The organism is Pseudomonas sp. V98_8 (assembly GCF_029967975.1).
GTDB classification, from domain to species: domain Bacteria; phylum Pseudomonadota; class Gammaproteobacteria; order Pseudomonadales; family Pseudomonadaceae; genus Aquipseudomonas; species Aquipseudomonas umsongensis.
In genome coordinates this window covers 49280-61490 of record NZ_JASCAE010000052.1, presented here as the reverse complement: position 1 = coordinate 61490, position 12211 = coordinate 49280, and the positions used below count along the sequence as shown (strand labels likewise).

General features: G+C 60.8%; 13 protein-coding genes. 6 read left to right on the top strand and 7 right to left on the bottom strand.

Annotation, left to right across the window (positions count from 1 at the left end; translation table 11 throughout):
• Window positions 1-2: 2 nt before the first annotated feature.
• On the bottom strand, window positions 3-1160 hold the full coding sequence (locus tag QLG10_RS17665; protein ID WP_282487758.1) for an efflux RND transporter periplasmic adaptor subunit: 1158 nt from the start codon (window positions 1158-1160) through the stop codon (window positions 3-5).
• A 268-nt stretch (window positions 1161-1428) separates the two neighbouring features.
• On the opposite strand from QLG10_RS17665, the gene emhR reads away from it, so the two are divergent.
• A complete protein-coding gene (gene emhR, locus QLG10_RS17660; RefSeq protein WP_282487757.1) occupies window positions 1429-2061 on the top strand; it encodes an efflux system transcriptional repressor EmhR in 633 nt (210 codons plus the stop codon).
• A 218-nt stretch (window positions 2062-2279) separates the two neighbouring features.
• Here the strand turns inward: emhR and QLG10_RS17655 are convergent, their stop codons facing one another.
• The 4 genes from QLG10_RS17655 to QLG10_RS17640 all read right to left on the bottom strand — a co-directional run bounded on the left by QLG10_RS17655 (window position 2280) and on the right by QLG10_RS17640 (window position 5726).
• On the bottom strand, window positions 2280-2939 hold the full coding sequence (locus tag QLG10_RS17655) for a hypothetical protein (protein WP_282487756.1): 660 nt from the start codon (window positions 2937-2939) through the stop codon (window positions 2280-2282).
• Between the two features lie 211 nt (window positions 2940-3150).
• A complete protein-coding gene (locus QLG10_RS17650; RefSeq protein WP_110748953.1) occupies window positions 3151-4200 on the bottom strand; it encodes an alkene reductase in 1050 nt (349 codons plus the stop codon).
• A gap of 21 nt (window positions 4201-4221) precedes the next feature.
• Window positions 4222-5388: an MFS transporter gene (locus QLG10_RS17645; protein ID WP_282487755.1), complete on the bottom strand. Its 1167-nt coding sequence runs from the start codon at window positions 5386-5388 to the stop codon at window positions 4222-4224.
• 35 nt (window positions 5389-5423) lie between these two features.
• A complete protein-coding gene (locus tag QLG10_RS17640; RefSeq protein WP_110748957.1) occupies window positions 5424-5726 on the bottom strand; it encodes a metalloregulator ArsR/SmtB family transcription factor in 303 nt (100 codons plus the stop codon).
• A gap of 172 nt (window positions 5727-5898) precedes the next feature.
• Between QLG10_RS17640 and QLG10_RS17635 the strand changes: the two genes are divergently transcribed.
• Window positions 5899-6477, top strand: a complete 579-nt coding sequence (locus QLG10_RS17635) for an ACP phosphodiesterase (protein ID WP_110748958.1) — start codon at window positions 5899-5901, stop codon at window positions 6475-6477.
• Window positions 6478-6523: 46 nt separating this feature from the next.
• On the opposite strand, the gene QLG10_RS17630 is transcribed toward QLG10_RS17635, so the two are convergent.
• Both QLG10_RS17630 and olsB read right to left on the bottom strand, forming a co-directional pair.
• Window positions 6524-7315, bottom strand: a complete 792-nt coding sequence (locus QLG10_RS17630; RefSeq protein ID WP_110748960.1) for a lysophospholipid acyltransferase family protein — start codon at window positions 7313-7315, stop codon at window positions 6524-6526.
• Window positions 7315-8070 carry an L-ornithine N(alpha)-acyltransferase gene (gene olsB, locus QLG10_RS17625; protein WP_188264238.1) on the bottom strand — a complete coding sequence of 252 codons (756 nt, stop codon included), beginning with the start codon at window positions 8068-8070 and terminating at the stop codon, window positions 7315-7317. Before olsB ends, QLG10_RS17630 begins: the two co-directional genes overlap by 1 nt.
• 155 nt (window positions 8071-8225) lie before the next feature.
• On the opposite strand from olsB, the gene QLG10_RS17620 reads away from it, so the two are divergent.
• The 4 genes from QLG10_RS17620 to QLG10_RS17605 all read left to right on the top strand — a co-directional run bounded on the left by QLG10_RS17620 (window position 8226) and on the right by QLG10_RS17605 (window position 12160).
• Window positions 8226-9113, top strand: coding sequence for an acyl-CoA dehydrogenase family protein (locus QLG10_RS17620; RefSeq protein ID WP_282487754.1), 888 nt, complete (start codon window positions 8226-8228; stop codon window positions 9111-9113).
• A 172-nt stretch (window positions 9114-9285) separates the two neighbouring features.
• Window positions 9286-10380 (top strand): serine hydrolase, encoded by a 1095-nt coding sequence (locus QLG10_RS17615; protein ID WP_282487753.1) that lies wholly within the window; start codon window positions 9286-9288, stop codon window positions 10378-10380.
• Window positions 10377-10700 (top strand): amidase, encoded by a 324-nt coding sequence (locus tag QLG10_RS17610; protein ID WP_110748967.1) that lies wholly within the window; start codon window positions 10377-10379, stop codon window positions 10698-10700. Before QLG10_RS17615 ends, QLG10_RS17610 begins: the two co-directional genes overlap by 4 nt.
• Before the next feature lie 284 nt (window positions 10701-10984).
• Entirely contained in the window at window positions 10985-12160 is a 1176-nt protein-coding gene (locus QLG10_RS17605) for a M20 aminoacylase family protein (protein ID WP_248678302.1), read from the top strand.
• Window positions 12161-12211 lie beyond the last annotated feature (51 nt).

Below are 12211 nucleotides of genomic sequence, written 5' to 3'. Positions count from 1 at the left end.
AATTACTCCCCTTGGCCGCTGGAAGCCTGCTCAGCTGGCTTGGCGGGGGCCGGGTTTTTTGTGCCGACGTTGGTGGCGTCAGTGGGCTTGACTTCGATGCCCGGCTTGACGAACTGCAGGCCTTCGGTGATCAGGCGATCGCCGGCCTTCAGGCCGTCCTCGATCAGCCATTGGTTGCCGACGGTGCGGTTAGCCTTGAGCTGACGCAGTTCGACCTTGTTGTCGGGACCTACGACCAGCGCGGTCGGCATGCCTTTGAGGTCGCGGGTGACGCCTTGCTGCGGCGCCAGGATCGCGGCGCTGTTCACGCCTGCCTGCAACTGGGCGTGCACGAACATGCCCGGCAGAAGGGTGTGGTCAGGGTTCGGGAACACGGCGCGCAGGGTGACGGAGCCGGTGGTCTGGTCTACCGAGACCTCGGAGAACTCCAGCTTGCCGTCGAGCTTGTACTGGCTGCCATCCTCGAGGGTCAGCTTGACTTTCGCGGCGTTGTCGCCGGCCTTTTGCAGACGACCGCTTTCCAGCTCGCGGCGCAGCGTAAGCAGCTCGACAGAAGACTGGGTGACGTCGACGTAGATCGGGTCCAGCTGCTGGATCACCGCCATCGCTTCGACCTGGCCATTGCTGACCAGTGCACCTTCGGTGACCGACGAGCGACCGATCCGACCGGTCAACGGCGCATACACCTTGGTGTAGCGCACATTGATCTGGGCCGTTTGCAGTGCGGCTTCCGATTGCAGGCGGTTGGCCACGGCGGTGTCGTATTCCTGGCGGCTCACGGCCTGTTCGTCGACCAGTTGCTTGTAGCGGTCAGAGATCGACTTGGTCGAACGCAAGTTGGCTTCGGCGCTTTTGAGCGTAGCGTCATAAACCGATGGATCGATCTGATACAGCTGCTGGCCGGCCTTGACGTCGCCGCCTTCCTTGAAAAGACGCTTGAGAATGATGCCGTTGACCTGTGGGCGCACTTCGGCAATGCGGAACGCACTGGTGCGTCCCGGCAGATCGGACGTCAACGTAAACGTTTGCGTCTGCAGGGTGACGACGCCGACCTGAGGCGGTGGTGCGGCCGGAGGGGCCTCTTCTTTTTTACATCCGCTGAGCAGCGATGCCAGGGCGACGGCGGCGACCAGAGCGGTAACAGCTGGCTTGAATTGCATGAAAATCCTCGGGTCAGGCGCGAAACAAACGCACAAGAAAAAATTGAAAGGTTAAAAAGTGGGGGCCGAGTGGATAAGTAGCATGCTAAGGAATATACTTACGTTCATGGCTGTTTGTAAATACCTTGGTCACGTACCCATCCCGTTACAAACGCCGTCGCAAGGTTCGAATTGTAGGCCCGGGGACGAAACCCAAGAGCACTCGCCCCGCTTTTATTCAGCTGATATCCAGACATCGCTGAAGCATCCTGATTGAGGTTGTACTGCCATGGTCCGTCGTACCAAAGAGGAAGCCCAAGAAACCCGCAACCAGATACTCGAAGCGGCCGAGAAAGCCTTTTTCGAGCGGGGCGTGGCGCGCACGACCCTGGCGGACATCGCGAACCTTGCCGGCGTCACTCGCGGGGCGATTTACTGGCATTTCAGCAACAAGGCGGACTTGGTCCAGGCCATGCTCGACACCCTGCACGAGCCTCTGGATGAAATGGCCAAGGCCAGCGAAAGCGCAGATGAACCCGACCCCCTGGGTTGTATGCGCAAGCTGTTGATTCATTTGTTTCATCAAGTTGCCCTGGACCCGAAAACCCGGCGCATCAACGAAATTCTCTTTCATAAGTGCGAATTCACCGATGAAATGTGCGACCTGCGCCAACAGCGCGTGGCAGCCAGCCTGGATTGCAATGTACGAATCGGCCTGGCCCTGAGCAACGCGGTGAATCGCGGGCAATTGCCGGAAAACCTGGATACGGCGCGCGCGGCCGTCAGCCTGCATGCCTACATCGATGGCATCCTGTACCAGTGGCTGCTGGCGCCCGAGGGTTTCCAACTGCACATCGAAGCCGAGCGTTGGGTCGATACAGGGTTGGACATGCTGCGCTTGAGCCCCAGCTTGCGCAAATGAAACAAAATGCATGATTAGAGGCGAGCGCTGATCATTCAACGCTCGCCTGTACGCCGTGGGCTACTTTTATATACGCGCGCTCGCCAGGTTGAAAGGTAGCGGGCTTCGTATTTTGTAGGAATTTTGTGTCGTATAGGGTGTGGGCCGGTCGCAAGAGGTGAGTCCTCAAGTGACATTCCCAGACTGGCCTGGCTGTGGAACAGGCGGGTGGGTTGCCATCAACCCAAGGTAATTTCTACCTCGAAGTGGAAGGGCGCATCCGTACCCATCCGGGTTGTTTTGGTCGAGCACTTGATTGGGGATGAGCCAATCGACTTGACGGTGTTTTTTACACTGGGCCTGAGTGTTGGCGAAAGAAGGCCAAACGAAGTATTCATTATCAGGCCTAAGTCAAAGCGGACGCCGATAGTGTCATCGAAGAAGTCTACAAATTGATTGAACATGATTTTGTTCTTGGGCCAAGGGTAGGCATAGTTGTAGTTGAATTCGGATTTGAACGCAGTTTGTTGCTCGCAGGGGATCTGGAACGATTCGCGCTCTGCCTTGCTCAACGGCAGAGTGGTCTGGGTAATGTTGAATGTATGAGTTGTTTGATTGATGATTCTGACAATAACACGTGTGGTTTTCGTGCCCCTTGCCTGATTTCGCCACTGGTCGATTTTCTGGTTCAGCGCGTGCGTATATTGCGCATGCTCCAGCAGATTGATGACTTCTACCTTGGCGTTGCCCAGCATTTCATCCAGCAGCGCCTGGTGCTCCTCGCTGAGCAGGTTGGGCAGAAGCTGGTAAAGCATGCCGATGGAGGTATTGTTGAACGTTGCGAACAGTTGGTCGTAGGGTTGGCCAACTTCACTGTCAGGGTTGTCGCTAATATTCATGTCGATTCCTTTCGATGAATTGAGTGTGGCATTCAACATTAAGTGCAGGATTGTCCTGCTGTTGAAAGTTTATTATCTGTATTGGTAGTGGGGGCTGGAAGAAAAGGATGGTGTCTGGATGTGTTAAATGCTTATTTAATGCATGCGAAAGTTTTGTATAAAAAAGCCCCGGCTCTCTCGAGTCGGGGCTTATACATTTGAACCTTGACGTTTACAGCGTTGGGTAGTCGATGTAACCCACCGGGCCCTTGGCGTAGAACAACTCGGGACGCGCCTCGTTCAGCGGCGCATCCGCTTTCAGGCGTGCCGGCAAGTCCGGGTTGGCAATGAACGGCACGCCGAAGGCGACTGCGTCAGCCTTGCCGCTGGCCAGCCAGGCATTGGCGCTGTCCTTGGTGAAGCGTTCGTTGATGATGTACGGACCCCCGAAGGCTTCCTTGATTTGCGGACCCAGGCTGTCGGTGCCTTCTTTCTCGCGCGAGCAGATGAAGGCAATGCCACGTTTGCCCAGTTCGCGAGCGACGTAGGTGAAGGTTTCGGCCAGGTTGTCGTCACCCATGTCATGGGAGTCGGCGCGAGGTGCCAGGTGCACACCGACACGGCCGGCGCCCCAGACTTCGATGGCGGCATCGGTCACTTCCAGCAACAGGCGGGCACGGTTTTCCACCGAACCGCCGTATTGGTCGGTGCGCTGGTTGGTGCTGCTTTGCAGGAACTGGTCGAGCAGGTAGCCGTTGGCACCGTGGATTTCCACGCCATCAAAACCGGCGGCCTTGGCGTTTTCGGCACCCACGCGGTAAGCGTCGACGATGTCGGCGATTTCAGCGGTTTCCAGCGCGCGGGGCGTTGGGTAATCGGCCAGCGGACGCACCAGGCTGACGTGGCCTTTAGGCTGGATGGCGCTCGGGGCGACCGGTTTTTCGCCATTCAGGTACGACTCGTGGGACACCCGGCCGACGTGCCACAGTTGCAGGAAGATCTTGCCGCCCGCGCCGTGGATTGCCTTGGTGACGTTGGTCCAGCCGCGCACCTGGTCGTTGGACCAGATGCCCGGGGTGTCCGGGTAGCCGACGCCCATCGGGGTGACCGAAGTGGCTTCGCTGAGGATCAGGCCGGCCGAAGCACGTTGTACGTAGTACTCGGCCATCAACGCGTTGGGCACACGGCCTTCATCGGCGCGGCAGCGGGTCAGCGGGGCCATGATGATGCGGTTGGCCAGCTCGAGGTCGCCCAGTTTGATCGGATCGAAAATAGTCGTCATGAAATAGCTCTCTTGTGAAGATCAGTGGGTAACGGGGGCCAGTTCGGGGTCGCCGCTCTGACGGAAAGTGATCAGGGTCGCCAGCAGGGCGAGTACCGCCAGGGCGGCTGCCGCGAGAGGCACGCTGGTCAGGCCGAAACCGTGGGCGATGACGCTGCCACCGACCCAGGCGCCCAGGGCGTTGCCGACGTTGAAGGCGCCGATGTTCAGGGTCGAGACCAGGTTCGGTGCCGCCTTGCCGTAGGTCACCACGTTGACTTGCAGGGCTGGTACGGCGGCGAAACACGCGGTGGCCCAGAGGAACAGGGTGATTTCGGTCGGGATCAGCGCGACGCTGGTCCAGGTCAGTACGGTGGAGACCACGGCCATGGCGATGAAGACGCCGATCAGGGTCGCCGCCAGGCCCTTGTCCGCCAGCTTGCCGCCGATGATGTTGCCGACGGTCAACCCCAGGCCGATGAGCATCAAGGTCCAGGTCACGCCACGGGGCGAGACACCGGTGACTTCGCCCAGCAGTGGTGCCACATAGGTAAACAGAGTGAATACCGAGGCGGCGAACAGTGCCGTCATGCTCAGGGACAACCAGATACCGGCGCCTTTAAGGGCGCGCAATTCGGCGCGCATGTCGAGTTTTTCTTCATCGCGCTTGGCCGGCAGGAAGCGGATCAGGCCGATCAATGCGATTACGCCGATGACGGTCACCGCCCAAAAGGTCGAGCGCCAGCCGGCTTGCTGACCGAGCGCAGTACCCAGCGGCACGCCGAGGACGTTGGCCAGGGTCAGGCCGGTGAACATCAGGGCTACTGCCGAGGCGCGCTTGTTGGCGGGCACCAGGCCTGCCGCCACCACCGAACCGATGCCGAAGAACGCACCATGGCACAGGGCGGTCACCACACGGGCAAACATCAGCACGTTGTAGTCACTGGCAACCGCGCAAAGCAGGTTGCCGACAATGAAAATGCCCATCAGCGCCACCAGGGCGGCCTTGCGCGGCAGCCGGGCGGTGGCCAGTGCCATGAAGGGCGCACCAACGGCCACGCCCAGGGCGTAGCCGGTCACCAGCCAGCCGGCACCAGGGATCGACACACCGAGGTCGGCCGCCACGTCAGGCAGCAAGCCCATGATGACGAACTCGGTGGTGCCGATGGCGAAGGCGCTTAACGCCAATATGAGTAGCGAGAGGGGCATGGGTGGATTCCTTGTCGGCTGGCTGACGTAAAGGGTCAGAGCTCTTTGCTGAAGACTTTGAGGAACTCCTGGATGGTTTCCTCGTTACGTTTGAAAAAGTGCCACTGGCCGACCTTGCGGCTGCTGATCAGGCCGGCGCGTTGCAGGGTCGCCAGGTGTGCGGACACCGTGGACTGCGACAAACCGCAACGTTGATCGATCTGCCCGGCGCAGACGCCGTGCTCATTGCTGTGGGACTGGTCTGGAAATTCGACGTCCGGATTCTTGAGCCAGTGCAGGATTTCTCGCCGTACCGGGTGCGCCAGGGCTTTTATTATTTCGTCGAGTTCAATGGTCATGGTTTGGGGGCTCGTGATCAGTAAAACGCTATATCGCGATAAGGCGAACTTTAAATCGGTATTTCGCGATATACAAATATGATTTTGCTCTGAGGACAGAGCAAATCGATATATCGGGTTATAACGATATGTTGGTTGCAATGAATCAAGGCCGCAGTGCTAAGCTGCGCCCATGAACTATCTCGCACATCTTCACCTCGGTGGCCAGCGTCCCGGTCAATTGCTCGGCAGTCTCTATGGCGACTTCGTCAAGGGACGGCTGCAAGGGCAGTTCGATCCGGAAATCGAAGCGGCCATCCAGCTGCATCGCAGCATCGACGTATTCACCGATCGCCACCCGCTGGTGGATGGCGCGTTATCGCGTTTTTCACTCACGCGCCGGCGCTACGCCGGGATCGTCCTCGATGTGTTTTTCGACCATTGTCTGGCGCGGGACTGGGCGCTCTACGCCGAGCGGCCGCTGGAGCTGTTCACCTCGGACGTGTACCGGGTGCTGTCCACCCAGACTCAACTGCCGGAGCGCCTGGCGAAAATCGCGCCGCACATGGTGGCCCATGACTGGTTGGGGTCTTATCGGGAATTCGAAGTGCTGGAGCAGGTATTGCGGGGGATTTCGCGACGCTTGACCCGACCGGAGGAACTGGCGGCGGCGATGCAGGAGTTGCGCATGTTATATGAGCCGTTGAGCGAGGATTTTCGGTTGTTCTATCCGCAGCTGCAGGATTTTGCCCAAAACCAGCCAACACCATAAAGCTATTGTGGGAGCGGGCAAGCCCGCTCCCACAGGAGATCTATGTTTATGCCGCGATAGCGGGTCGCATTGGGACTTTCTGCGTTTGCGCGATCGCGCCAAACAACGCCTTCTGCACCGCCTGCTGCGCTTCGAATGCCAGCGCAGCACGTTCGCGGCCTTCGCATGGGATCGGCTTGAGCAGATGAATCTCCACCGCGCCGCGGTCGCTGGCAAACAAGCGCATCAGGTGCGACAGCAAATCATCATCGCCAATGAACGGTGCCAGTGTGTCGGGCTCACCGTTGCGCACATAACGAATCGCCACCGGTTGCAGTTTCACCTCGGAGTCGATTGCCGCCGACAGCAGGCGACCGTGAAAGGTGCGCAGCGAACGGCCATCGGTAGTCGTGCCTTCCGGGAACATCAGCAGCGGATGTGCCTGTTGCAGGTGGCGCGTCATCTGTTTGCGGATCAACTGGCTGTCACCCGAACCGCGACGGATAAACAGGCTGCCGGCCTTGGCCGCCAACCAGCCCGCCACCGGCCAGGTGCGCACTTCGGCCTTGGACAGGAACGACAGCGGCGTGAGCATTCCCAGCAGCGGGATGTCGGTCCAGGACACGTGGTTGCTGACCCAGAGCATTGGCGTCTTGGGCAACTCACCGTGCAGGGTCACGTCGAAGGGCAGGGCGTTGCCAAGGCGTGCCATGAAAAACCGCGACCAGCGCTGGCGGCGTTCCATCGAGTGAGCCAGCCCCAGGCGTTCGAACATACCGAACACGCTGGCCATGCTCAGGCCGAGCGCGACCACCAGAAGCACCCGGGCGACTCGCGCGTACACGCGCAAGCGACTCATTAGACAGCCGCCTTGAAGTGTTTGGCGTAACGCGGGCAGAGTTCGTCGCGCTTGAGCAGGATGAACACATCGGCCACCTGGAAATCTTCGTCCCAGCACGGCTCGCCGCAGATCTTCGCGCCCAGGCGCATGTAGGCCTTGAGCAGTGGCGGCATTTCGGCGATCACGTTCGAGGGAATATCCAGGGTGGGCAGCGGCTTTTTCGGTTCGGCCCGCAAGTGTTCGGTGCACAGGTAGCGTTCACGCAGACGCTGCATGATCGCGTGGGCCTGGATCCCGCCGTCTTGCATCGGAATGCTTGCGCAACCCATCAAGTAACTGTATCCGCCCTGGTTCAGGACTTCGGCCAGTTCGCCCCAGAGCACGGCGATGGTACCGCCATTGCGGTAGGCCGGATCGACGCAGGTACGACCGATTTCCAGGATCGGGCCTTTGAGGTGAACGAGCCCGTGCAGGCTGAATTCTTCTTCGCTGTAGAACTTGCCCAGGCTGCTGGCGGCGGCATGGTCGAGCAGCCGGGTGGTCGCCACCAGGCGCCCGGTGTTCAGGTCACGCACGCCGATGTGAGCGCAGTGAACATCGTAGTCGTCCATGTCCAGACCCAATTCCGCGCCCTTGAGCTTGGCGTTGAACTCGCCGCTGAACACGTTGAAACGCAGGGCCTGGGCTTCCTGCAAAGCCTCGGCGCCGACCAGGCGTTCGGCTTGCAGGCGGCGTTCGTTGCCGGTGTCGCTGATGCGTGCGATCTGAGTCATGGCGAATCTCCGTGCGGGCTGCTCACCCGTCTTGGGGTTACAGCGAATCGACTTTCTTTATCCAGCCGTGTTGTGCAAAGTCAGGCTATGTAGCCCCGGTGTCATCGCCGTTAAGCTTTGGTGATGCTTGTATGACAGCCCACGAGGAGCCTCTTATGCCCTGGCAAACCCTGTTGAAACGCCACGCTCGCTTGCCCGCCAACCCGGACCTGGGCGAGGGCTTCGCCACGTTGTTGCAGCAAGTGGGCAATGTCACTCCGTTCGAGTTGGCCGTGGTCGGTGCACGCATGATGGCGACGCCGGGGCTGGCGTTCCTGGTGGGCTATCAGGCGGCGTTGCGCATGCTGTGGCCAAGCGCGCCGTTGAGCCTCGGCGCAATGTGCGCGACCGAGCAACGCAGCCTGCGGGTGGCTGACATGCAGACCCGCCTGCACGATTTGCGCTTGAGCGGACGCAAGGATTTCGTCACCGCGGGCGATGCTGCCGACTGGCTACTGATTGCCGCCCGCAGCGAACAGCAAGGCGAAGCTCCGCGCCTGAGCCTGGCGGTGGTCTATCCCGATGAACCGGGCGTGCGGGTGGAAAAACTGCCGCCGATTCCGTTGATGCCGGACATCAGTCATGGCCGGCTGTTTCTCGACAATGCATTGTGCGAATTGCTCGCGGGGGATGGCTGGGATGCGTACGTCAAGCCGTTCCGAACCCTGGAAGACATCTATGTCTTGAGTGCCATGACCGCCTGGCTGTACGGCGTTGGCCAGGACAGTGACTGGCCGCAAGCCTTGCAGTTGCGCTTGTTGGCGCTGCTGGCCGGGTGCGCGGAAGTCAGTCGACATCCCCCTGTCAGTCCGGCGGGGCATGTGTTGCTCGGTGGTCTGTTTGCGCAGTTCGAAGGGCTCAAGGGTGAGATCAACGCAGCGCTGGCCGATGGCCCGCCACAGTGGGCGGCGATGTGGCAGCGCGATCAGGCGGTTATGGATCTGGCGGCCGGGGCCCGGGGGAAGCGGTTGGCCAAGGCACTATCCGGATCTTCGCTGAATTGACTGACGCCTTCGCGAGCAAGCCCGCTCCCACATTTGATCGCAATCATTCTGGGAACCCGGTTAAATGTGGGAGCGGGCTTGCTCGCGAAGGCGGTCGCAGTAACAACACAAATCCCGGAACTGTCATCAACCTCGACTAGGCTCAGCAGGTTCATCGCCACGAGCCCCCGCCATGCCAAAAGGCCTGTTCCTGTTTTTCATGCTGTTGCTCAGTCTCCCGGCCCACGCTGAAGACTGGCCCACTGAGCAATGGCCCACGGGTCCAGCCATCACCGGTCCGGCGCTTCAAGCACTAGAGGCATACGCCTTCCCACCCCGCGACGACACCACCCGCCGAGGCATCCGCAGCGACGCCTTGCTCGTCATCCGCGACGGCCAGTTGATCTACGAACGCTACGCCGGCCCGACCAACGCCCAGACGCCGCATCTCACCTGGTCCATCAGCAAAAGCCTGATGACCACGGTCCTCGGCGTAGCTTATGGCGACGGCCGGTTCAGGCTCCAGGACCCGGTGGCCAAATTTTATCCGCCAATGGAAAAACACCCGGACCTGACCATGGCCGACCTGCTGCACTGGGCTTCCGGCATCGACTGGCAGGAAGACTACGAATACGCACCGTTGAAGTCGTCGGTGGTGGCCATGCTCTACACCCGTGGTCGCCAGGACATGCCCGCGTTCACTGCCGATCACGACACATACGCCGCACCGGGGCAGGCGTTTCGCTATTCCAGCGGCGACAGCAATCTGTTGTCTGCCGCACTGAAAACCATCGTCGGTCCGGATCGCTACGCGGACTATCCGTGGACCGCGCTGTTCGAGCCTCTGGGCATTCGCCGAGCGATCTGGGAAACCGACGCCACGGGAACATTCGTTGCTTCGTCCTACGCTTACCTCACCGCCCGGGATCTGGCCCGCATCGGTCTGTTGATGGCGCGGGACGGTCGCTGGGGCGATAAGCAATTGCTACCCAAGGACTGGGTTGCATTCAATCGCGAACCCTTCATTGGCTATCGCGCCAATCAGGATGAGGCGGTTCCCGGCGGCCACTGGTGGCTCAATCGTGCAGCAGGCGGTGGCGCCCGACCCTGGCCCGATGCACCTGCCGACACCTTCGCTGCGCTGGGCCACTGGGGTCAGGCGATGTACGTGATTCCCGGTGCAAACCTGGTGATCGTCCGCTACGGCGATGATCGCGACGGCAGCTACCGGCACAATGAGTTGCTCAGGCTTGCGCTCAAGGCGTTTGCCGGGAGTGAGCAGCCATGAGCAGCTTCATGCGTCGCCGTCCTTTCAGTGCGCTGCTGCTGGTCCTGTTGCTCGCCTTGGTCGGCTGGGTCTGGCATGAGCGAGTGGCGCTGATGGCGTTCCCCGACATCATCAGTGCCTACACTGCGAAAGAATATTGCTCATGCCGCTACGTGATGGGTAACGACACCGAGTATTGCCTCAGCTATGTAAAGCAGTGGTTGCCCACCAGCGGTTTTTACGATGACGTCACCAACAAGCGCATCACCGTCAGCGGCATGGGGCGTACTAATCGTGCAGCCTGGATCGGTGAACGCCAGGGCTGCCGCTTGAACCCCTGACTCCACACACAACACCTGTGGGAGCGAGCCTGCTCGCGAAAGCGTCGGCAGGCTCAACGCAAGCAGTGGGGCTGGCAGAGCATTCGCGAGCAGGCTTGCTCCCACAGGGTATTGGGCGAATTTCAATTGATCGGCCCCCCAGGTTCCACGCAGTGGAACCACATTCGATTGTCCTCGTGCGTGACTCGCGGTTATCTGGTGGCGAACGCGACCTGCCGTTGATACGTCGCGCAATCACAGCGAACAAAAAGAACGGGAATACACCCGGCCCGAGGACATTCGACATGACCCGACATCAGCACATCCTTGCCTGGCTCAACGACGTCGCCAGCGACCTGCATGCCACCCGGCAGGATATCCACGCCCATCCGGAACTCGGTTTCGAGGAAAGTCGCACCTCGGCGCTGGTCGCCAGGTCTCTCGAAGAGTGGGGCTACGAGGTTCACACAGGTATCGGCAAGACCGGCGTAGTTGGCGTCCTGCGCAACGGCCGCAGCCCGCGCAAGTTGGGGATACGTGCCGACATGGATGCACTGCCGATCATCGAGAACACCGGGGCGGCCTACAGCAGCCGGCATCAGGGCTGCATGCACGCCTGTGGACACGATGGCCACACCGCGATGTTGTTGGGCGCGGCGCGCTACCTGGCGGCGACTCGCCAGTTCGATGGCACGCTGACCCTGATTTTCCAGCCAGCCGAAGAAGGCCAGGGCGGCGCCGAAGCGATGCTCGCCGATGGCCTGCTCGAACGTTTCCCTTGCGACGCACTGTTCGGCATGCACAACATGCCGGGCTTGCCAGCGGGGCACCTGGGGTTTCGCGAAGGGCCGATGATGGCTTCGCAGGATTTGCTCACCGTAACCCTCGAAGGCGTAGGCGGGCACGGCTCGATGCCGCATCTGGCGGTAGACCCATTGGTGGCGGCGGCCAGCGTGGTCATGGCCCTGCAAACCGTGGTCGCGCGCAACATCGATGCGCAGCAGGCGGCGGTGGTGACGGTTGGTGCATTGCAAGCCGGGGAGGCGGCCAACGTCATCCCCCAGCAGGCGACCCTGCGCCTGAGCCTGCGTGCGCTGAACGCCCAGGTGCGTGAGCAGACCCTCGACCGAGTGCGCGCGATCATCCAATCCCAGGCGCAAAGCTTCGGTTGCAGTTCGAAAATCGAACACCGTCCGGCTTACCCGGTACTGGTCAATCACGCCGCCGAAACCGAATTCGCCCGGCAAGTCGGCGTCGAGTTGGTCGGTGCCGATGCCGTCGATGGCAACACCCCCAAACTGATGGGCAGCGAGGACTTCGCCTGGATGCTGCAACGCTGCCCCGGCGCCTACCTGTTCATCGGCAACGGCGTGTCGCGGCCGATGGTGCATAACCCCGCCTACGACTTCAACGACGACATCCTGCTGACCGGGGCTGCGTATTGGGGCGCGCTGACCGAGAGCTGGCTCAAGCCGGCCTGACCCTTTCACTTTCTACTGCCGCTGGACCGGGCGCGTCGAGTCGCGTTCGGC